This is a genomic window from Desertihabitans brevis, assembly GCF_003327535.1.
Classification (GTDB): domain Bacteria; phylum Actinomycetota; class Actinomycetes; order Propionibacteriales; family Propionibacteriaceae; genus Desertihabitans; species Desertihabitans brevis.
In genome coordinates this window covers 126404-146717 of the sequence record NZ_QOUI01000011.1, presented here as the reverse complement: position 1 = coordinate 146717, position 20314 = coordinate 126404, and the positions used below count along the sequence as shown (strand labels likewise).

Here is a 20314-nt window from a genome sequence, read left to right as displayed (position 1 = left end):
TGCCGTCTGGGTCGGGACGCCCGGCTCAGACGGAGCGGCCCACCACCACGTGAGCGTCCAGCTCCTCGTCCTCGCAGACCCGGGCCCGCAGCCCGGACGCCTCGAGCAAGGCGAGCGCGGGGGGCACCTGGTCCTCGGCCACCTCGCTGAGCAGCCGACCGCCGGGCGCCAGCCAGTCGGTGGCCTCCGCCGCCACCCGGCGCAGCACCGCCAGACCGTCCGCACCGCCGTCCACGGTCATCGGCGCGACGTGCTCGCGGGCGTCCCGGGGCAGCAGCGGGACGGCCGCCGTCGGCACGTAGGGCACGTTCGCCACCACCACGTCGACCCGTCCGCGCAGGTCGGCCGGCAGCGCGTCGAACAGGTCCCCGGCGTGCACCGCGGCGATCCCGGCGAGGGTGTCCGCAGCGCAGGCGACCGCCTCGGGCTGCAGGTCGCTGGCGTGCAGCCGGAGGTCGGGGACGGCGGCGTGCAGGGCCAGCGCGATCGCCCCGGACCCGCAGCACAGGTCGACCACCAGCTCACCGGGCCGGGTCAGCCCGACCGCGACGGCCAGCAGGTGCTCGGTGCGACGGCGCGGCACGAACACCCCGGGCCGGACCGGCACCCGCGACCCGGCGAAGGAGGCCCAACCCACCACGTGCTCCAGCGGCACGCCGGCCAGCCGGTCGGCGACCATCCGCTCGAGCTCGGCACCGTCGCCGGCCGAGGCCAGCAGCACGTCGGCCTCCTCCTCGGCGAACACGCACCCGGCCGCGCGCAGCCGCTGCACGAGCGTGTCCAGGTCGGCGGAGGACGTCACGCCCCGATCCTGCCCTCTGCCGTCCGCCGTGCGCCGGCTCAGGTCGGCGGGGACGGCGGCAGCCCGGCGGTCTCGGCCACCCGCGGACGTCCCCAGCTGATCCGCATCTCGGCCCGCCACTCCTCGAGCACGTCCACGCCGTCGGCGTGCAGCTCCTCCCCGCGGTTCCACAGCCCGAGGTAGACCGCGACCGCCTCCCCGGTGAGGCGCGTGTCCGGACCGTCCGCGGCCATCTGGTGGGCGGTCCGCGGGACGTCCGGCCCGAGGTGGACGGTCCAGGCGCTGTCGGTGTCGGTGGTCGAGACCTCCAGCACCAGCGGCTCGTCCAGCCGCAGCCGGGTCCGTGGGCGGGGCAGGAAGCCGGCCAGCAGCTCGTCGATCCCGTCGGTGGCCAGGTCGGCTGCGATCTGCGCCTCCGCGGCACGCGGCACCCGGCCGAGGGCGGCGCTGAGGACGTCCACCGCGTGCACGGTCGCCTCGTGCGCCTGCCGGCGGGCCCATGCGACCCGCGGTGGTGGCGCGTCGGTGAGGAAGAACTCCGCCTCCAGGTCGTCCGGCGCCGCCTCCAGCGCGGTCACCAGCGCGTCGGCCCCCTCCCGCAGCCAACCGAGCGGGTCGTCGGCGCGCGCGCCCTCGTCCTCGACCAGGGCGCCGTCGAAGCCGTCCAGGGTGGCGGTGACGTGCGCCGTCGCCCAGCGCTGCACCATGCCGAGGTGGGCCACCAGATCCCGCACGGTCCACCCCGGGCAGGTGGGCACGTCGGCCCCGGGACCGGCGGCGACGGCGTGCTCGAGCAACCCGTCGACGCCCTGTCGCAGTGCGTCCAGGTAGCGCTCCACCGTCAGCGTGGCAGTCATGGCCAGCACCCTAGACGGCCCGCGTGCCGGCGCCGCGGAAAACCCGTTGCCGCCCGTCCCGCGGCCTCGGTAGCGTCCTTCTCGTCCTCGCAGGCAGCGGGGCGCCGAGACCAGGAAGGAGGTCGGTACCGATGATCTTCACCTTCACCGCCACGGGCAGGAGCGATGCCTCCCGCGATCCGCTGACCGGCCTCATCCGACCGCTCCGCTGAGCCGTCCCGAGTCCGCGCCCCGGGCGCCACACCCCGCGTCTGCCGTCGTCCGGCATCCGTCGACGACGCCTGCCCTGCACCGATCACGCACCCTGTGAGGACCTGTCATGTACACGTACGACCCCGTCCCCGTCGTCGACCAGCGTGAGCTGAGCCGTCGCGCCGCCGAGCGCTACGCCCAGCTCGAGGCCCTGCGCACGCCGCGCGAGCCGCGCCTGCGCACCGTCCGGGTCCGGCTGGCCCGGTGGATCGCACCCGCCGGCCTGGAGCCGGTGGTGTGAGACGTCACCCACCGTTCACCCACCGACCACGACACGACCCCGAGCCAGTGACAGGCTCGGGGTCATGTCGTTCCTCCCCCGGCTCATCGCCACCGCCGCCGTCGCCGGCCTGATCGCCGCCGGCAGCACCGTCACCGGCCCCGGCGCGCCGGCCGCCGCCGCACCGGGCGCCGACGCCCTCCGCTTCGCCACCTTCAACGCCTCGCTCAACCGGGGCGCCCTCGGCCAGCTGCAGTCCGACCTCTCCACCCCCGACAACGCGCAGGCCCGCACCATCGCCGAGATCGTCCAGCGCACCCGGCCCGACGTCCTCGTGCTGCAGGAGTTCGACTTCGACGCCGAGGGCCGCTCGGTCGAGCTGTTCGCCGAGAACTACCTCGAGCGCGGCCAGAACGGTGCGGACCCGATCGACTACCCCTACTCCTTCACCGCTCCGGTCAACACCGGCGTCCCGAGCGGGTTCGACCTCAACAACGACGGCACCGTCGGCGGCGGCGACGACGCCTGGGGCTTCGGGCTGTTCCCCGGCCAGTACGGGATGGTCGTCTACTCCAGGCACCCGATCGCCACCGAGGACGTCCGCACCTTCCAGCACTTCCGCTGGGCCGACATGCCGGGCGCGCTGCTGCCCGACGACCCCGCCACCCCCGCGCCGGCCGACTGGTACAGCGAGGAGGAGCTGGCCTCCCTGCCGCTGTCGAGCAAGTCGCACTGGGACGTCCCGGTCGAGGTCGACGGACGGACGGTGCACCTCCTCACCAGCCACCCCACGCCGCCCACCTTCGACGGCGCGGAGGACCGCAACGGCCGGCGCAACGCCGACGAGATCCGCTTCTGGGCCGACTACGTGTCGGGGCTGCGCGGCTCGGCCTACATCTACGACGACGAGGGACGCCGCGGCGGGCTGCGCGCGGGCTCGTCCTTCGTCATCGCCGGCGACCAGAACGCCGACCCGCTGGACGGCGACTCCGTGCCCGGGGCGGCCGACCAGCTGCTCGACCACCCGCGGGTCAACCCCAGCCGGACGCCCAGCAGCGAGGGCGCGGTCGAGGCGAGCGAGCTGCAGGGCGGACCGAACGACGAGCACGTCGCCCCGCCGGCCCAGGACACCGCCGACTTCGCCGAGCCCCCGGGCAACATCCGCGTCGACTACGTGCTACCCAGCCGGGACCTGCGGATCCGCGACTCCGGGGTGTTCTGGCCGACCTCGGACGACCCGCTGTCGCGGCTGACCGGCACCTTCCCCTTCCCGTCGTCGGACCACCGCCTGGTCTGGGTCGACCTGCGCGTCTGACCCTCCCGCCCCCGCCGGTTCGGAGTGATCCCGGCGGCCCTGGGAGGCGGGATCACCTCGAACCGGGAGGCGGGTGGCTCTGGCGGGTCGTCGAACGGCTCTGGTAGGAGGGGAGGACCGCCGCGACGGTGCGGCGGTCACACCCTGCACCCCCAGGAGATCCCATGACCCACCCCCCTGCCGGCGTCCCCGCACGACGCCGGCGTCTGATCGCCCCCGCGGCCGGGCTCGCCGGTCTCGCCCTGCTGGCCGGCTCCGCGCTCGGCCCGACCGCCAGCGCGGTCCCCGCCGAGGACCTCGCCACCGCCCCGGCGTCCTCGTCCAAGCTCGACGAGGCCCAGCCGGCCGACCGGCAGTTCGTCGCCGCCGCCCCGACCTGCAGCGACGAGCCGCGCGAGCTGCCGGTCAACGAGTTCACCGACCACCGCGAGCTCGGCGTCGAGCTGGACCGCATCGAGCGGGTCAGCGAGGGCCGCGTCGACGTGGAGGAGATCGGCCGCAGCAACCGCGGCCGCGAGATCTGGTCGGCCCGGGTCGGCGAGGGTGACACGGTCGTCATGCTCGTCAGCGAGATCCACGGCAACGAGAAGACCGGCACCGACGCCATCCTCGACCTGCTCGACTGGGTCGGCACCAGCGACAACCGCAAGGCCCGCCAGTGGCGCTCGGAGCTGACGATCGTCGCGGTGCCGAAGATGAACCCCGACGGCGCCGAGCTCGACCGCCGCGGCAACGACCAGACCTGGGCCGAGGTGCAGGCCCGCTTCCCGCAGCTGCGCGGCAGCGACCCGGCCTGGAACTACTACGACGAGCCGCGCACCGGTGACGACTACGGCTCCGCGCCGGGCTTCGACACCAACCGCGACTTCAACCCCGACCTCGGCTACGTCCCCGACCCCGACGACTTCCCGGGCACCTCGGCCGACACCGGCTGGTACATCACGCCCGAGGCGCGCACCATCCGCGACCTCTACCAGGGCCTGACGATGGAGTTCGGCGAGGTCGACACCTACGTCGACCTGCACCACCAGGGCGCCTGCTACGTGATGCCCGACGACCGCGACGAGTTCGTCACGCTGTCGATCTCGGGCAAGTTCGTGGCCGACCCCGCCACCAAGCCCGACTACGCCGAGTACGCCGACGACTACGACCTCGACTACTCCAAGCAGCTCAACGTCGCGGTCAACCGGGCGCTGCAGGCCAAGGCCGCGGAGCGTCCGCTGTTCGGCAACGTCACCCTCTACCCGCAGGACATCGACCTGCCGGGCACCGCGCTCGGCTCGTTCGCGCTCAACGGCAGCGGTGCGGTCCTGTTCGAGGTGCGCGGGCAGACCCAGACGCTCGGCCAGCAGTACCGCGCGGTGCTGACCCGGGCCGTCTACGTCGGCCTGGACGGGATGCTCTCCTCGATCGCCTCGGGCCAGGTGGACCGGCTCGACCCGGACGAGTACGACGCCATCCCGCCGCGCGGGCCGAGCATCGGCAGCGCCGAGGACGAGGACGAGGACGCCCGCGTCCTGGCCGAGCAGCGCAAGGCCGGCTGACACCCGGCCTGCCGCTGCCCTCCCGCCGCTACCTTTCCGCTGGTTCGAGGTGATACCGCGCTCTCCGGCGCGCGGTATCACCTCGAACGGCATCCGGCCCCAACGCCCTGAGCCTGTCGAAGGGCGCGCGAGGGGAGCAGCTGGGCGCGCGGGTCAGAGGGTGGGCACCAGGAGCAGGACGGCGGCGGCCACGCCGGCGACGCTGCGCACGTGGTTGAGGGCGGTCCAGCGGCGCAGGTAGTGCTGCCAGGTGGCGGCGACGTCGGTGCCCGAGCCGACCGCCGCCTGCAGCCGGTTGTTCAGCGGGACGTTGCCGGCCGCGGTGACGACGACGCAGCCGGCGAGATGGACCAGCGCGCCGGCGACCAGCCAGCCCGACCCGTCCAGCACGCCGCGCACCAGCAGCACCAGGCAGGCCAGCGCGGTGCCGAACAGCGCCAGCATCAGCGGCGGGCGGACCGCGGTGACGTTGATGCCGGCCATGGCGGCGGCACCGACCTCGTCGGGCGTGCGGGCCAGACCGGCCATCACGAAACCGGAGAAGGCGAAGAACACCCCGCCGACCAGCGCCGCCGCGACCGCTGTGAGCAGCACCAGCAGCTCCCAGAGCACGTCAGACCTTCTGCCAGATCGAGACGTGGGAGGTGCTCGCGGCGGTGAACTCCGAGCGGTCCCAGTCGGCCCAGCGGTGCAGCGGCACCATGCCGGCGATCCGGGCCATCAGGTCGAGCTCGGAGGGCCACACGTAGCGGAACGGGCCGGACGAGCGCTGGTAGCGCTCGTCCCCCTCCCGCAGGTAGTGGTGGGAGGCCATCCACTGGGTGACGACGTCGTACTCGTCGATGCCGACGTGGTCGTCGGTGTGCTCGAAGACGACGAACCGCTCCCCGACCGGCAGCCGCTGCAGGCTCGGCACCCCGACCTCGACGAGGAACAGCCCGCCCGGGGCGAGGTGGGCGGCGGCGTTCTCGAAGCAGCGCACCTGGGCGTCCTGGGTGGTGAGGTTGCCGATCGTGTTGAAGACCAGGTAGACCAGCCCGAACTCCCCCGGCACCCGCACCTCGGCCATGTCCCCGACGGCCACCGGGATGTCGGCCCCGCCCGGCTTGGCCCGCAGCCGCGCCAGCATGGCCTCCGAGAGCTCGATCCCGGACACGGCCACGCCGCGGCGGCTCAACGGCAACCCGACCCGGCCGGTGCCGATGGCCAGCTCCAGCGCGGGACGTCCGTCGGCCAGCTCGGCCAGCACGTCGACCGTCCGCTCGACCACCTCGGGGTCGAACTGCCCGTCGTCGGAGTCGTCGTAGCGGGCCGCGACCGGTTCGTCGAAGTAGTTCGGCAGCACGCCCCCGACTCTCCCACCGTCGCACCGGGTCGGCCACCGCTTTCCGGACGGCGCCCGGGCGTAGGCTCACGGATCCATGACGGGTCGGAGACCGCGCAGGGACGCGGTGGCGAACACCGAGCGTCTGCTCGCCGCCGCCACCCGGGCCGGGCTCGCCGAGGGCCGCACCGTCCCGCTGGAGCAGATCGCTGCCGAGGCCGGCGTCGGGATCGGCACCCTGTACCGCCGCTACCCCAACCGCGAGGCGCTGCTGGAGGCGCTGGCGGTCCGGGCCTACCGGCTGATCCTGGCCGAGGCCGAGGACGCCCTGGAGCACGGCACCACCGGCCACGACGCGATCAGCCGCTTCCTGCACCAGACCTTCGAGCACCGCGACCAGCTGGTGCTGCCGCTGCACGGCGCGCCGATGACCGCGGGCACCGAGTCCGCCGAGCTGCGCGGACGGATGCGCCAGACCATGACCGCCATCGTGGCCCGCGGCCACGAGGACGGCACGGTCCGCGCGGACGTGCACGCCGGCACGGTGGTCCGCTTCGGGGCGATGCTGGCCCAGCCGATGTCCAACGTGCCGGACTGGCCGGCGGCGGCGGCCGAGCAGCGCGCGGTCTTTCTGCGCGGGATCGCCGCCGACCCGACCCCCTAGCCCGCCGCCCGGGCGGCAGCCATCTGCTCGCCGACCCAGGTGCCCAGGTCGCGGACGTCGGGCACCAGCCGGCGGGTGGCCCCCAGGTCGGCCTGGTAGGCCGGCGGGGCCGCGAACCAGGCGAACATGGCTCGCATGTCCTCGTCGTCGCCGAGGACGTCCAGCGGCAGCGGCTCGTAGCGGGCCGGCCGTCCCCGCACGGCGGCGACCCGGGCGGCCGCCTCGTCCATCGTCAGCTCGTCACCGGCGATCTCCACCGCATCCCCCTCCACGGCCGCGGGCTCGACCAGCAGCCGCGCCGCCGCGGTGCCGATGTCGCGCACCGCCACCATCTGCAGCGGCACGTCGCCGGGCAGCGGCAGCCGCAGCACGAGCTCCTCGCCGTCGGCCCCGGCGAGCTGGCCGGTGAGGTTCTCCATGAAGAAGGTGGGGCGCAGGAAGGTCGCCGGCAGCACCGCGGCCAGTCGCTGCTCGACCTGCCGCTTGCTCTCGAAGTGCGGGATGCCGGTGCCGCGCTCGGCCCCGCCCACCGAGGAGTAGACGACCCGGGGGACGCCCGCGGCGGCCGCCGCGTCGGCGACGGCCGCCCCGCGCCGGACCTCGCCGTCGGGGCCGTCCGGGCCCTCGAAGGTGGTCATCAGGAAGAGCGAGGCGACGCCGGTGAGCGCGGCCCGGAGCGAGGCCGGGTCCTCCTGGTCCGCGGCGACGACCTCGACCCCGCGGTCCTGCAGGGCCCGGGCCCGGCCCGAGCCGGGGTCGCGGACCAGGGCGCGGACGGGCTGGTCGGCGGCCCGCAGCGCGTCCACCACCCGGCTGCCCTGCTGCCCGGTGGCGCCGATCACGGCGACGGGGTGCTGTGCGTCTGACATGGGAGCTCCGATCTCATGTAGGTACCGGTAGAAACGGAGGAAAACCTCCACTATTCCCCTACGCTGGTGCCATGCTCCTCGCACCGGACACCGACGGCTACGCCGCGGCCACCCGTCCCCGCAACTCCTCCACCCCGCAACGACCGGGCCGCGTCGCCCGGGTCACCAGCCCCGGCGACCTCGCGACCGCCCTGCGCGAGGTCGCCGCGCTCGAGACGTCCTCGGGTCGGCGGCTGCAGGTCGTCCCGCAGGCCACCGGGCACGGCGCCGGCGCGCCGGTCACCGACGACACCGTGCTGCTCGACACCTCCGGGCTGGCCGACGTCGCCGTCGACCCCGACGCCCGCGTCGCCACCGTCGGCGCCGGCGCGACCTGGGCGGCGGTCAACGCCGCGGCCGAACGGCACGGTCTGCTCGGGCTGGCAGGGTCCGCGCCGTCGGTCTCGGTGTCGGGCTACACCTTCGGCGGCGGGATCGGCTGGCTGGTCCGCCGTCACGGCCTGGCCAGCGCGGCGCTGCGGGCCGTGCACTACCTCGACGGCGAGGGTCGCTCGCGGGTCGCCCGCGAGGACGCCGCCGAGGAGACCGACCGGGAGGCGCTGTGGGCCTTCCGCGGGGCCGGCGGCGTCGGCGTGGCCCACACCCTCGAGCTCGACCTCGTCCCGGTGCCGGACCTGCACGCCGGCGCGCTGCTCTGGGACGCCGTGGCGCTGCCCGAGCTGGTCGCGGCCTGGGCGGACACCCTCGACAGCGCGGGTGCCGGTGTCGCCACCAGCATCGCGGTGCTGCACGTGCCACCGCTGCCGCTCTTCCCCGAGCCGCTGCAGGGCCGCGTCGCGGTGCACCTCGCCGTCGCCGATCCGGACGGGCCGGACGGAGCGGCGCCGCTGCTGGAGGCGGTGCGGTCGGTCGCGGCCCCGGTCTCCGACACCTGGGGCGCCACCGACGCGGCCGGGCTGGCCCGGATCCACCTCGACCCGCCCGCGGCCACCCCCGCGGTCGGCGCCGCACGGTGGCTCGACGCCGCCACCCCCGGCCTCGCCGCCGACCTGCTCGCCACGGCCGCCGAGCCCGGCAGCCCGGTGGTGATGCTGGAGCTGCGCCACGTCACCGGGGCACCGGCCGGGCGCGACGGCGCGCTCGTCTCAGCCCCGGGCGACTTCGTCTTCCACGCCGTCGGCCCGCTCGGTCGCTCCACCCGCGAGCAGATCGGGTCGGCGTTCGCGCGGGCGCGGTCGGTGTGGTCGGCCGCCGACACCGGGCTCACCCCCGGCTCGTGGGTGGACGGCGCGGCCTCGGTGACCGACGCGCTGCCTCCGCACGTCCGCGAGCGGGCCGCCGCGGTCGCCGACCGGGTCGACCCGCAGCACCGCATCCGCCGCTCCCGGCTGCTCGGGTGAGGACGGGTGAGGAGGTCAGCCGGCGCGGCCGGCCTTCCAGTAGCCCATGAACGAGCAGGCGGCCTTGTCCACCCCGCGCTCACGGACCAGGTGGCGGCGGACCGCGGCGACCGTGCCGGCCTCGGCGGCCACCCACACGTAGCGGTCGCCGGCGGGTTCGACCTCGTCCCAGAGCAGCTCCTCGGCCTCGGCCGGGACGTCCTGCTCCCCCGGCGCGACCGCCGGCTCCAGGCAGGTCGCCCACTCCCGGACGGCCGCCAGCAGCCGCTCTCCGTGCGGACGGTCGTCCCGGGCCAGCCACGTCACCGAGACCCCGGCCGGCGCCCGCAGCGGCAGGGCGTCGGCGGCGGTCGGCACCTCGAGGAGCACCCGACCGGTGACGTCGTCGGCCAGCTGCTCGACGATGCCGCAGATCGCCGGCGCGGCCGTCTCGTCCCCGACCAGCAGGACGTCGGTCGCCGCACCGGGGTGCCAGGCGAGCCCCACCGACCCCGAACCGGGGACCGTGGCGTCGGGGGCGACCAGCAGGAGCCGTGCGCCCACCGGCGCCTGGACGGCGAACGCGCTGGCGGGTCCCTCGGTGCCGTGGCAGGCGAAGTCGATGTCGACCTCGCGGAGCCCCTGGCGCACCGCACGCATGGTGTAGGTGCGCATGGCCGGTCGCCGGGCGTCCTCCAGACCCAGCCACCAGGCGTACCAGTCCTCGCCGGCTGAGACCGCCGGGCCGATCTGCCCCTCCTCGGCGAAGACCAGCTTCACGCGCTGGTCCAGGCAGGTGTCGCCGCAGCTGTCCAGCTCCGGCCCGGTGAAGGTGAGGCGGACGAAGTGCGGGCTGAGCTGCTGCCGGGCGGCCAGCGCCACCTCGAACAGCCGGTAGGTGGCGGTGCGGGCCGGTGCGGACGTGGTCATGGGCGTTCCTCTCGTGCGGGCTCAGGGGTGCGGGCGGAAGCGGCGGGGGCGGTCACGTGGTGGCTCGCATCCGCCACAGCAGCCACAGGAAGTACGGGCAGCCGATCAGCGCGGTGACCATCCCCGCCGGCAGCTGGGCCGGGGCGATGGCGGCCCGGCCGACGGCGTCGGCGACCAGCACCAGCAGCCCGCCGAGGAGCGCCGACAGCGGCAGCAGCGCGGCGTGGCGGCGTCCGACCAGCAGCCGCGCCGCGTGCGGGGCGACCAGGCCGACGAAGCTGATCACGCCGATGGACGCCGTCGCGGCGGCGGTCAGCACCACCGCGACCAGCAGCACCACCAGCCGCGAGCGTCCCATCGACACCCCGAGGACGCGGGGGGTCACCTCGTCCATCTGCAGCAGGTCGAGGTCGCGGCGGCTGCCCGTGAGCAGCACCGCGGCCAGCGCCAGGGCGGCCACCATCGGCAGCAGCTGGACCAGGCTGACCCCGTAGGTGGACCCACCCAGCCAGGTGATGGCCTTGGTCTGGTTCCACGGGTCGGTGCGCACCAGCATCAGCGTGATGAGCGCGGTGGTGGCGGCGCTGATGCCGATGCCGACCAGCACCATCCGGGCCTGGTCGACGCCGTCGCGGGCGCTGAAGCCGAACACCAGCACTCCGGCCAGCACCGCCCCGACCAGCGCCGCCCCGAGGACCACCGCGTAGGACGGGCTGGGCAGCAGCACGATCATCGCCACCGCGCCGGCACCTGCCCCGCCGGAGACCCCGAGGATGCCGGGGTCGGCCAGCGGGTTGCGGGTGACGCCCTGGACGACCGCCCCCGCGGTGGCCAGGCAGGCGCCGCAGAGCACCGCGGCCAGCACCCGTGGCACCCGGGAGTCGAGGATGATCTCCACGCGGACCGAGGCCACCCCCTGCAGCCAGTTGAGGACGTCGCCGGTCAGCAGCAGCGCGTCACCGACGAGGGAGGCCAGCACCAGCCCGGTGATCAGCAGCGCGGCGACGAGCCCGAGCAGCCAGCCCGGGTGGCGCACCCCGAAGCGGGTGCCGGCACGCATGGTGACCAGGCTGTCGGCGTCCAGACCGGTGCGGATGGTCTGGGCCAGCGCCACCAGGAAGACCGCGCCCATGATCGAGGTGATCACCCCGGTCGGCACCGCCACCCCGTCCAGCGCCCCGAACACCGCCCGCAGCCCGACGTCGGCGGTGAGCACCAGCGCCACCCCGGCCAGACCGCTCATCGGCACCAGCACCCGGTGCTTGCGCAGCGGCCGCAGGAACCGCACCAGCAGCCGCACCAGCGCCGGGGCGGCCAGCCCGACGAAGCCCACCGGACCCGCCATGGTCACCGCCACCGCCGAGAGCAGCACCGCCAGGACGACCAGCACCGCCTGCGCGGTGCGCACGTCCAGACCGAGCGAGCGGGCGGCGTCCTCGCCCAGCTGCAGCAGGTCGAGCCAGCGGGCGAGGACCAGCACGGCGAGGACGCCGACGACCAGCACCGGCAGCAGCCGCAGCACCCCCGCCAGCCCGGACTGGTCGAGCGAGCCGGCCCCCCAGGCGAACAGGCCCTGGGTCTGCCAGGGGAAGAGCAGCAGCAGCACCTGGGTGAGCGCGGAGAAGCCGAGGGTGATCGCCGAGCCGGCCAGCACCAGGCGGATGGCCGAGGAACCGGCCCCCGCCGACAGCGCCAGCACCAGCAGCGCGGTGAGCAGGCCACCGGCGAAGGCGACCGCCGCGCTGGAGAGCAGCGGCAGTGTGATGCCGAAGGCGGCGACGAGGGTGAGCGCCAGGAACGCGCCGGCGTTGACGGCCATGGTGTCGGGTGAGGCCAGCGGGTTGCGGACCACCGACTGCAGCACGCAGCCGGCGACCCCGAGCGCGACCCCCACCGCCAGCCCGGCGACCCAGCGCGGCAGCCGGGAGGAGACCACCACCGCCGTCGACTGGTCGGTGCCCTGCCCGGTGAGCAGCGCCCACAGGTCGGCCGGGCCGACGGCGGCGGTGCCCTGGGAGAGGTGGATGCCGCTGACCACCACCACCCAGCCCAGCAGGGCCAGCAGCACCACGGCGAAGCCGAGACGGCCGCGCGCGGAGGTGCGTCCGACCGGCGGCACGCCGGCGGGGAGGCCCGGCGTCCCGGCGGCGGGACGGGCGGTGGTGGTCGCGCTCATCGGGTCAGCTCGTCACCTGCGTGGTGATGTCCTCGGCGAGCTGGACCAGCGACGGCGTGCCCCCGTAGACCCAGATGCCGACGCCGGAGCGGTGCACCCGGCCGGCCTGGACGAACGGCAGCCCCTGCCAGACCGCGTTGTCGGCGAGCACGGTGGTGACGGCGTCCTCGGTGCCCTCGTTGCCCCAGTAGAGGAACTCGGTGTCCTCGGGCAGCCGGGTCAGACCCTCCACGTCGGAGCTGGAGATGCCGTAGGCCTCGTCGCCGGGCTCGGTCCAGGCGTTCTCCAGGCCGAGCAGGGTGGCCAGCGTGCCGGGGGCCGAGCCGGGCCCGTGCATCCGGATGTCGACGGAGTTGGAGGCGGCCGAGGGGTAGGTGAAGACCATCGGCGTGCCGGCCTTCCCGGCCGCCTCGACCTCACCGGCCAGCTCCTCGATCCGGGTGTCGAACTCGGCGTTGAGGGCCTCGGCCTCGGCCTCCTTGCCGAGCAGCTGCCCGACCAGGCTCTGGTTCTCCTTGAGCAGCTCGACCAGCCCGTCGGTGCGGGCGCCCTCGAGCAGCACCACCGGGGCGATCTGCTCCATCTGGGCCATCGCGTCCTCGGGGATCGAGGTGGTGTCGCCCAGGATGAGGTCGGGCTCCAGCGAGGCCACCGCCTCGATGCTCGGCTCGGTCCGCAGGCCGACGTCGGTGACCCCGTCCGCCAGCGGTGCGGCGCTCGCCCAGGAGCCGTAGCCCTCGACGTCGGAGGCGCCGACCGGCTGCACCCCGAGGGCGGTGACGTACTCGGTGGAGGCCCACTCCAGGGTGACCACCTCGGTCGCCGGGCCGTCGGGCAGCGTCACCTCCTGGCCCCGGGCGTCGGTGACGGTGATCGGCTCGCCGCCGGCGGCGGCCGCCTCGTCGGACCCGTCGGTGGTGGCCGGGTCGGTGGTGCCGCAGGCCGCGAGCGCCAGGGTCGAGACCAGGGCAGCGAGCAGCACGGGACGGATCTTCATGCAGGTTCCTTCGTCGGTCGGTCCGGGGCCACGGCGGCCGCGGGGGAGGAGGTCAGGCGGTGGCGAGGGCCGGTTCGGCGTGCAGCCCGTGCCGCACCGACGCGCGGCGCGGCCGCGGGCGGACGTCCAGGCAGCCCCGGACGGGGTCGGCGGTGACGGTGATCCCGATGCCGTAGACGTCGGTGAGCAGCTGCTCGGTGAGCACGTCGGCCGGCGCGCCGCAGGCGACCAGCTCGCCCGCCGACAGCACCGCGACCACGTCGGCGACCTGGGCGGCGTGGTTGAGGTCGTGCAGCACCACCCCGACGGTGACGCCGTGGTCGTCGGCGAGCTCGCGGAGCAGGTCCAGCAGCTCGACCTGGTAGCGCAGGTCGAGGTGGTTGGTGGGCTCGTCGAGCATCAGCACCGCGGTGTCCTGGGCCAGGCAGCTGGCCAGCCAGACCCGCTGCAGCTGGCCGCCGGAGAGGGCGTCGACGGTGTCGTCGGCGAGCGGGGCCACCCCGGTCAGCTCCATCGCACGTTGCACGGCGGCCGGGCCGTCGGTGTCGCGGTTGCGCCAGCGGCCACGGTGCGGGTGGCGGCCGAACTCGACGGCGTCGCGGACGGTGATGCCCTGCGGGGTCGGACGGCTCTGCGCCAGCACGGTGAGCCGGCGGGCCAGCTCGCGCGAGGGCAGCGCGGCGACGTCCTCGGAGTCGCCGATCAGCACCGCGCCGCCGGAGAGCCGCTGCAGCCGCGCCATCCCGCGCAGCAGCGTCGACTTGCCGCTGCCGTTGGGCCCGACCAGCGCGGTCACCCGCCCGGGCGCCAGCTCGCAGCTGACCTGCTTGACCACGTCCCCGCTGCCGTAGCCGATCGAGACCGCGGCGGTGCGGAGTCCGACGGCCTTCCCTGAGAGGTTCACCTAAGTAAGGTAAGCCGAACCTGGCTGATCGCGCCACCCGTCCGTGATGTGACGGACCTCTCTCCCCGGGCTCAGCGACGGCGCCGGGTGCCGAAGATCCCCCGCAGGATCTCCCGGCCGGCGGTGCGAGCCAGCTGGCGGACCAGCGTGTTCTCCGACAGCTGCTCCAGCACCGACGGCTCGGGCCGCGTGCGCCGCGGTGCGGGCTCCCGGTGGACCCCCTCCTCCGCGGCGCGCCGGGACGGCGGTGCGGCGGGCGCGGGGGCCTGCTCCTCCACCCGCCGGGTCAGCATCTCCCGGGCGGAGTCGCGGTCGACGGACTGGCCGTAGCGCTGCATCAGCGGCGACATCGCGATGCCGGGCCGCAGCACCTCCGCCGGGGTCGGACCCATGGTCGAGCGCGGCGCGAAGACGCGGGTTCGGGCCACCGGGGTGGGCGCACCGTCGGAGCCCAGCACGGTCACCACCGCCTCCCCCGTGCCGAGGGTCTGCAGCACCTCACCGAGGTCGTCCGGCCCCTGCGGGAAGGTGGACACGGTCTGCCGCAGCGCCCGGGCCTCCTTCGGGGTGTGGGCGCGCACCTGGTGCTGCACCCGGGCACCGAGCTGGGCCAGCACCTCCTCCGGCACGTCGTGGGGGGACTGGGTGACGAAGACGATGCCCACCCCCTTGGAGCGGATCAGCCGGACGGTCTGGGCCACCGAGGAGAGGAAGGCCTTGGAGGCGTCGGCGAACAGCAGGTGGGCCTCGTCGAAGAAGAACACCAGCCGCGGCCGCTCGGCGTCGCCCACCTCGGGCAGCGTCTCGAACAGCTCGGCCAGCAACCACATCAGGAATGCGGAGAACAGGGCGGGCCGGTCGTGCAGCTCGGGCAGCTCGAGCAGGGAGATGATGCCGGCGCCGTCGGTGGTGGTGCGGCAGAGGTCGGCCAGCTCCAGCTCGGGCTCGCCGAAGAAGGCGTCCGCGCCCTGGGCCTGCAGGGCGGTGACCGCCCGCAGGACCACCCCGACCGTGGCGGTGGAGACGCCGCCGAGCTGGCGCAGCTCGGCCTTGCCGTCGCCCTCGGTGAGGTACTGCAGCACCGCCCGCAGGTCGGTCAGGTCGACCAGCGGCAGCCCCCGCTGGTCGGCCCAGTGGAAGACCAGCGACAGCGAGGACTCCTGGGTGTCGTTGAGCCCCAGCACCTTGGCCAGCAGCAGCGGGCCGAAGGAGGTGGCGGTGGCCCGCACCGGGACGCCCAGCCCGCCGGTGCCGAGGGCGAAGAACTCCACCGGGCTCGCGGCCGGCGTCCAGTCCTGGCCGTGGGCCCGGGTGCGGGCCAGCAGCTGCTCCGACCCGGTGCCCGGGGTGACCAGACCGGACAGGTCGCCCTTGATGTCGGCGGCGAACACCGGGACGCCCGCGGCCGACAGCTGCTCGGCGAGCACCTGCAGGGTGACCGTCTTGCCGCTGCCGGTGGCGCCGCAGACCAGGCCGTGGCGGTTGAGCATCCCCAGCGGGATCCGGATCCGGGTGTCGGGGACCGGACGGTCGCCGTCGGCCAGCACGCCGAGCTCGAGCGCCGGCTCGGCGAAGGTGTACCCGGCCCGGACGGCGGCGAGGTGCGCCGCGCGCGCCGGGTCGGGGACCGGCTCCCGGACCGGCTCGAGCGGGGTCGCGGTGCCGCCAGCCGTCATGGCGACAGCCTGGCACAGCCGGCCCGCCCCCGGGGACGTCCGGCTGAGGAAATCGGGCCGCAATCGTTAGGTTCGCCGATCCGGTCCGACCACCCCCAACCGTTACAGTGGCCCGCGTGATCTTCAAGCGCGTCGGTGATGTCCGTCCCTACCCCGACCACGGGTACACCCAGAAGCAGTGGGCTGCCATCGCACCGCACCAGATCCGGCTCGACCAGCTCGTCACCACCAAGCGCACCCTCGACCTCGAGGCGCTGCTGGAGGAGGACTCGACGTTCTACGGCGACCTGTTCGCCCACGTGGTCTCCTGGCAGGGCGAGTTCTACCTGGAGGACGGTCTGCACCGCGCGCTCCGAGCGGCGCTGCAGCAGCGCCAGACCCTGCACGCCCGCGTGCTCGAGCTCGGCTGAGCCAGAGCGCCGCCGCAGGCGAGGAGGGCTGGTAGGACCATGAACGTGGCTGAAGTGTGGCGGGTGGCCCGCACCCCGTTGTCCCTCCTCGTCCTGCTGGGCCTGCTCGGCTTCGGCGCCTGGTGGGGCTACACCAACGTCATGAAGCCGCCGCCTCCTCCGCCGGTCGAGCCGTGCGTGCCCGAGCAGGTGGAGCAGCTGGAGAGCAGCCAGGTGCTCGTCAACGTCTTCAACGGCGGCGCCGAGCGCGGCAAGGCCGCCGAGGTCGGTCAGGCCCTGGAGGCCGCCGGCTTCTCGGTCGCCACGGTCGGCAACACCGACGAGCGGGTGACCCGGACCGTCGTGGTGGGCGTCACCACCGAGGACCCGGCGGTCCGGCTGACCCTGGAGCACTTCCAGGAGGCCGACCCGCGCAGCGACGCCCGGCCCGACGGCGTGGTGGACGTGCTGATCGGCTCGGAGTACGCCGGCATGGTGGGCGACGCGCCGGAGTCCATCGACATCGAGTCCGAGACCGCCTGCCTGGCCCCCACCCCGACGCCGGCCGTCGGCTGACGCCGACCGGGGCGGCTGGTCCCGCCGGGTGGGACCGCCTCAGCTCTCCGGCGAGCCGGACTCCTGCCACCACCGGGCCAGCCGGCCACGTCGGCCGAGGGCGCGCAACCGGTTCTCCACCTGGAGGCTCAACGCCGCCGGCGCCACGATGAGCAGCTCGTCACCGGAGCGGAGCCGGTCCCGGCCCGCCGGGGTGAACAGGTGGTCGCCACGGACCACCAGGCTGACCGCGGCATCGCGGGGCAGCCGCAGCTCGGCGATGGTGAGGCCCTGCAGGTGGGAGTCCGGCGGGATGCGGATCTGCAGCAGGGAGGCCGACACCTTGTCCAGCGGGGCGGACTCCACCTCGACGTCGGCGACCACCCCGCGGTCGAGACGGAGCAGCCGGGCGGCCAGCGGAAGCGTCGGCGCCTGGGCGAGGGTGAAGACGATGACGAAGACCAGCACCACGTCGAAGAGGAAGTCCGACCCGGGCACCCCGTAGGACAGCGGGATGGTGGCGAGGACGATCGGCACCGCGCCCCGCAGCCCCGACCACGACATGAAGGCCAGGTGCCGCCCGGGCAGCCGGAACCAGAGCGCGCAGGCCAGCACCGACAGCGGCCGGGCGACCAGGGTCAGGAAGACGCCGGCGGCCAGCGCGACCGCCACGGCCTGCCAGGTGAGCCGGGACGGTGTGGCCAGCAGGCCGAGCATGACGAACAGCCCGATCTGGGCGATCCAGCCCATCCCCTCGACGAAGGAGCGGGTGGCCGAGCGGTGCGGCAGCTGGCTGTTGCCCAGCACCAGCGCGCACACGTAGACGGCGGCGAACCCGCTGGTGTGGGCGACCGCGGCGACCCCGTAGGCGAGCACCGGCCAGCCGACGGCGGCCAGCGGGTAGAGCCCGGAGGCCGGCAGCGCCACCCGGCGCATCACCTGGGTGCCGACCCAGCCCAGCACCAGCCCGAACAGCACGCCGCCGACCAGCTCGAGCACGACCAGCCCGGCCAGCCCGAGCGGACCACCGGCCAGCTCGTGCCCCAGCGCCAGCTCGCTGGCCACCGTCACCAGCAGCACCGTGGGGGCGTCGTTCAGCCCGGACTCCGCCTCGAGCACGCCGCGGAGACGTCCGGGCAGCGGCACCCGCCGGAGCACCGAGAACACCGCGGCGGCGTCGGTCGGCGAGCAGACCGCCCCGAGCAGCACCGACGTCCACAGGTCGAGCCCGAGCACCATGTGGGCGAAGGCGGCGGTGAGGGCGGTGCTGACCATCGTGCCGACGACCGCCAGCAGCGCCGCCAGCGGCGTGCTGCGGCGGATGTCGGGCCAGCGCGTGGTGAGGCCGCCCTCGGCCAGGATGAGCACCAGCGCCCCGAAGCCGAGCGCGTGCGCCAGGTCGGCGTCGTCGAAGGCGACCCCGAGGCCGGAGTCACCCAGCACCATGCCCAGGCCGAGGAACAGCAGCAGGGCCGGCAGACCGACCGAGGAGCCCAGCCGGGCGGCCATGACCGAGACCAGCAGGACGGCGGCGCCCACGAGCAGGATGCCGTCCAGGTCGATCATGGGCTCATCCTCCCCCACCTGCTGTGACGCCCGTGTGACGCGCCGACGGGCCCGGCAGGGGTCAGGGCAGGAAGTCGTTGGTGGCGGCGGTGGTCGCGTCGACCTCGCCCTCGAGCAGGTCGGCGCCGGCCATGAACTGCGCCATCGCCTGCCAGCGTTCCAGGTCGACCCGGCCGCTGGCGTCCCCGAACAGCGGGATGGTGGCCTCCAGGGTGGCCCGGGCGTCGTCGCGGGCCGCCCCGGTCATGCCGGGGATGTACGCACCGCTCAGCTCGACCGCCGCCTCCGGGTCGTCGACCACCGCCCGGATGCCCTGCAGCGAGGCGGCCACGAAGGCCCGCAGCGTCTCGGGGTCGCGCTCGGCCAGCGCGGTGGTGGTGTTGAGCCCGATGCTGGCCAGGGCGGCGTCCTCGGGCAGGGTGAGGGTGCGCACCGGGATGCCGGACGCCTCCAGCCGGACCGCCTCGTTGTTGAGGTAGCCCATCACCCCCTCGACGGCGTCGGTGGTGAGCGCGGCCTGCTGGGTGAAGCCGATGTACTCCACCGTCAGGTCGTCGGTGGTCAGCCCGGCCGACTCCAGGATCGCCAGCAGCGCGAACCAGTTGCCGCCGTAGGGCCCGGGGGTGCCGATGGTGCGTCCGCGCAGGTCGGCGGGGGTGGCGATGTCGGACTCCTCGCGCACGATCAGCGCCACCGGGTACTGCTGGTAGACCGTCGCCACCGTGAGCAGCGACGACCCCGCCGAGACCGCCTGCAGCAGCTCGTCCCCGCTGGCCACCAGCAGGTCCTCCTCGCCCGCCTCCAGGGCACCGAACAGCGACTCCGACCCGCCGTGGTGGCGCAGCGTCACGTCGAGCCCGGCCTCGGCGTAGAAGCCGAGGGCGTGCGCGGCGTAGAAGGGCGCGAACTGGATGTCGGGGATGTAGCTGAAGCCGAGGGTCAGCTGCGGGGAGCCGGGGGTGGGGGTCGGTCGCGCCGGCGCCGCCTCGTCGGCACCGCAGGCGGCCAGTCCGGTGGCGCCGAGCAGCCCACCGGCCGCGGCGAGCAGGGTGCGTCGGGTCAGCCTCATCAGATCTCCGTCCGTCGTTCGATCAGCCGCACCACGGCGTAGGCGGCGGTGGCGAGTGCGCAGAGCACGAGCAGGGTGGCGAAGAGACCGGCGGTGTCGGAGCGGTCACGCTGGGCGGTCAGCAGCAGGCCGAGGCCCTTGCCGCCCATCACGAACTCCCCCACCACCGCGCCGGTGACGGCCAGCGTGACGCCGTTGCGCAGGCCGGACAGGATCGCCGGCAGGGCCAGCGGGGCCTCGATGTGGCGCAGCAGCCGCCAGCCGCTGGCGCCGTCCACCCGGGCCGCGGCGACCACCTCGGGGTCGAGGGTGCGCAGGCCGAGGGTGGTGGCGACGACCACCGGGAAGAAGACGAGCAGCGCGCAGAGCACCGCGATGGCCGGCAGCCCGTAGCCGACCCAGAGCACCAGCAGCGGGGCGATCGCGATCGCCGGGACGGCCTGGGACGCCGCGACGTACGGCTCCAGCGCCGCGCCGGCCCACCGGCCGTGCACCAGCAGCCAGGCCAGCGGCAGCCCGACCGCGACACCGAGCAGGCCGCCCAGCCCGGCCGCGGAGAAGGTCGCGCCGATCGCCGGCAGCAGGTCACCGGTCTGGAACAGCTCGACCAGGGTGGTGACGACGTCGACCGGCTCGGGCAGCACCACGCGGCCCACCGCACCGCTGGCGGTCACCGCCCACCAGAGGAGCACCAGGACCACGCCGAGGACGAGCGGCGGCCAGAGCGCACCGGCCGGCCACCCACGACGTCGGGCACCCAGCAGGGTGGTGCGTGCGTTCTCCCGCTCAGCCACGGCCGTCCTCCCGGTCACGACGCACGCGACCT

At 74.8% G+C, this 20314-nt stretch carries 20 protein-coding genes; 7 read left to right on the top strand and 13 right to left on the bottom strand.

Annotation, left to right across the window (positions count from 1 at the left end):
- Nucleotides 1-25: 25 nt before the first annotated feature.
- Together DT076_RS16400 and DT076_RS16395 are read right to left on the bottom strand one after the other, a co-directional pair.
- Complete coding sequence (locus DT076_RS16400) at nucleotides 26-802, bottom strand: putative protein N(5)-glutamine methyltransferase (protein WP_114127769.1); 777 nt, start codon at nucleotides 800-802, stop codon at nucleotides 26-28.
- A 38-nt stretch (nucleotides 803-840) separates the two neighbouring features.
- A complete protein-coding gene (locus DT076_RS16395) occupies nucleotides 841-1659 on the bottom strand; it encodes a maleylpyruvate isomerase family mycothiol-dependent enzyme (protein WP_233494018.1) in 819 nt (272 codons plus the stop codon).
- 319 nt (nucleotides 1660-1978) lie between these two features.
- Between DT076_RS16395 and DT076_RS19460 the strand changes: the two genes are divergently transcribed.
- The 3 genes from DT076_RS19460 (at nucleotide 1979) to DT076_RS16385 (ending at nucleotide 4990) form a co-directional block, all read left to right on the top strand.
- Nucleotides 1979-2152: a hypothetical protein gene (locus DT076_RS19460; RefSeq protein ID WP_158548175.1), complete on the top strand. Its 174-nt coding sequence runs from the start codon at nucleotides 1979-1981 to the stop codon at nucleotides 2150-2152.
- A 64-nt stretch (nucleotides 2153-2216) separates the two neighbouring features.
- The gene (locus tag DT076_RS16390; protein ID WP_114127768.1) at nucleotides 2217-3446 is read left to right on the top strand and encodes an endonuclease/exonuclease/phosphatase family protein; all 1230 of its coding nucleotides are present in this window, start codon (nucleotides 2217-2219) and stop codon (nucleotides 3444-3446) included.
- Between the two features lie 164 nt (nucleotides 3447-3610).
- Nucleotides 3611-4990 (top strand): M14 family zinc carboxypeptidase, encoded by a 1380-nt coding sequence (locus DT076_RS16385; protein WP_114127767.1) that lies wholly within the window; start codon nucleotides 3611-3613, stop codon nucleotides 4988-4990.
- Nucleotides 4991-5143: 153 nt separating this feature from the next.
- Here DT076_RS16385 and DT076_RS16380 read toward each other — a convergent pair whose 3' ends face one another.
- Both DT076_RS16380 and DT076_RS16375 read right to left on the bottom strand, forming a co-directional pair.
- Nucleotides 5144-5602 (bottom strand): anthrone oxygenase family protein, encoded by a 459-nt coding sequence (locus tag DT076_RS16380; RefSeq protein WP_114127766.1) that lies wholly within the window; start codon nucleotides 5600-5602, stop codon nucleotides 5144-5146.
- Between the two features lies 1 nt (nucleotide 5603).
- Nucleotides 5604-6335 (bottom strand): class I SAM-dependent DNA methyltransferase, encoded by a 732-nt coding sequence (locus DT076_RS16375; RefSeq protein WP_114127765.1) that lies wholly within the window; start codon nucleotides 6333-6335, stop codon nucleotides 5604-5606.
- A gap of 106 nt (nucleotides 6336-6441) precedes the next feature.
- On the opposite strand from DT076_RS16375, the gene DT076_RS16370 reads away from it, so the two are divergent.
- Nucleotides 6442-6978, top strand: a complete 537-nt coding sequence (locus DT076_RS16370) for a TetR/AcrR family transcriptional regulator (protein ID WP_233494017.1) — start codon at nucleotides 6442-6444, stop codon at nucleotides 6976-6978.
- On the opposite strand, the gene DT076_RS16365 is transcribed toward DT076_RS16370, so the two are convergent.
- Nucleotides 6975-7847 (bottom strand): NmrA/HSCARG family protein, encoded by an 873-nt coding sequence (locus tag DT076_RS16365; RefSeq protein WP_114127763.1) that lies wholly within the window; start codon nucleotides 7845-7847, stop codon nucleotides 6975-6977. The two genes, DT076_RS16370 and DT076_RS16365, sit on opposite strands and share 4 nt — an antisense overlap.
- Before the next feature lie 71 nt (nucleotides 7848-7918).
- On the opposite strand from DT076_RS16365, the gene DT076_RS16360 reads away from it, so the two are divergent.
- A complete protein-coding gene (locus tag DT076_RS16360) occupies nucleotides 7919-9247 on the top strand; it encodes an FAD-binding oxidoreductase (RefSeq protein ID WP_114127762.1) in 1329 nt (442 codons plus the stop codon).
- Nucleotides 9248-9262: 15 nt separating this feature from the next.
- Here DT076_RS16360 and DT076_RS16355 read toward each other — a convergent pair whose 3' ends face one another.
- The 5 genes from DT076_RS16355 to DT076_RS16335 form a co-directional block, all read right to left on the bottom strand.
- The gene (locus DT076_RS16355; protein WP_114127761.1) at nucleotides 9263-10156 is read right to left on the bottom strand and encodes a siderophore-interacting protein; all 894 of its coding nucleotides are present in this window, start codon (nucleotides 10154-10156) and stop codon (nucleotides 9263-9265) included.
- Between the two features lie 52 nt (nucleotides 10157-10208).
- Entirely contained in the window at nucleotides 10209-12332 is a 2124-nt protein-coding gene (locus tag DT076_RS16350) for an iron ABC transporter permease (RefSeq protein ID WP_114127760.1), read from the bottom strand.
- Between the two features lie 4 nt (nucleotides 12333-12336).
- Nucleotides 12337-13329 carry an ABC transporter substrate-binding protein gene (locus DT076_RS16345; RefSeq protein ID WP_114127759.1) on the bottom strand — a complete coding sequence of 331 codons (993 nt, stop codon included), beginning with the start codon at nucleotides 13327-13329 and terminating at the stop codon, nucleotides 12337-12339.
- A 52-nt stretch (nucleotides 13330-13381) separates the two neighbouring features.
- Nucleotides 13382-14233: an ABC transporter ATP-binding protein gene (locus DT076_RS16340; RefSeq protein ID WP_199539244.1), complete on the bottom strand. Its 852-nt coding sequence runs from the start codon at nucleotides 14231-14233 to the stop codon at nucleotides 13382-13384.
- 71 nt (nucleotides 14234-14304) lie between these two features.
- Nucleotides 14305-15909 carry a helicase HerA-like domain-containing protein gene (locus DT076_RS16335; protein WP_114127758.1) on the bottom strand — a complete coding sequence of 535 codons (1605 nt, stop codon included), beginning with the start codon at nucleotides 15907-15909 and terminating at the stop codon, nucleotides 14305-14307.
- 116 nt (nucleotides 15910-16025) lie between these two features.
- On the opposite strand from DT076_RS16335, the gene DT076_RS16330 reads away from it, so the two are divergent.
- Together DT076_RS16330 and DT076_RS16325 are read left to right on the top strand one after the other, a co-directional pair.
- On the top strand, nucleotides 16026-16319 hold the full coding sequence (locus DT076_RS16330) for a type II toxin-antitoxin system VapB family antitoxin (RefSeq protein WP_114127797.1): 294 nt from the start codon (nucleotides 16026-16028) through the stop codon (nucleotides 16317-16319).
- Nucleotides 16320-16358: 39 nt separating this feature from the next.
- A complete protein-coding gene (locus DT076_RS16325) occupies nucleotides 16359-16874 on the top strand; it encodes a LytR C-terminal domain-containing protein (RefSeq protein ID WP_114127757.1) in 516 nt (171 codons plus the stop codon).
- Between the two features lie 39 nt (nucleotides 16875-16913).
- On the opposite strand, the gene DT076_RS16320 is transcribed toward DT076_RS16325, so the two are convergent.
- The 3 genes from DT076_RS16320 to DT076_RS16310 all read right to left on the bottom strand — a co-directional run bounded on the left by DT076_RS16320 (nucleotide 16914) and on the right by DT076_RS16310 (nucleotide 20282).
- On the bottom strand, nucleotides 16914-18419 hold the full coding sequence (locus DT076_RS16320; protein WP_114127756.1) for a potassium/proton antiporter: 1506 nt from the start codon (nucleotides 18417-18419) through the stop codon (nucleotides 16914-16916).
- Nucleotides 18420-18480: 61 nt separating this feature from the next.
- Nucleotides 18481-19488: an ABC transporter substrate-binding protein gene (locus DT076_RS16315; RefSeq protein WP_114127755.1), complete on the bottom strand. Its 1008-nt coding sequence runs from the start codon at nucleotides 19486-19488 to the stop codon at nucleotides 18481-18483.
- Nucleotides 19488-20282, bottom strand: coding sequence for an ABC transporter permease (locus tag DT076_RS16310; protein WP_233494016.1), 795 nt, complete (start codon nucleotides 20280-20282; stop codon nucleotides 19488-19490). The genes DT076_RS16315 and DT076_RS16310 overlap by 1 nt, the downstream gene beginning before the upstream one ends.
- Nucleotides 20283-20314 lie beyond the last annotated feature (32 nt).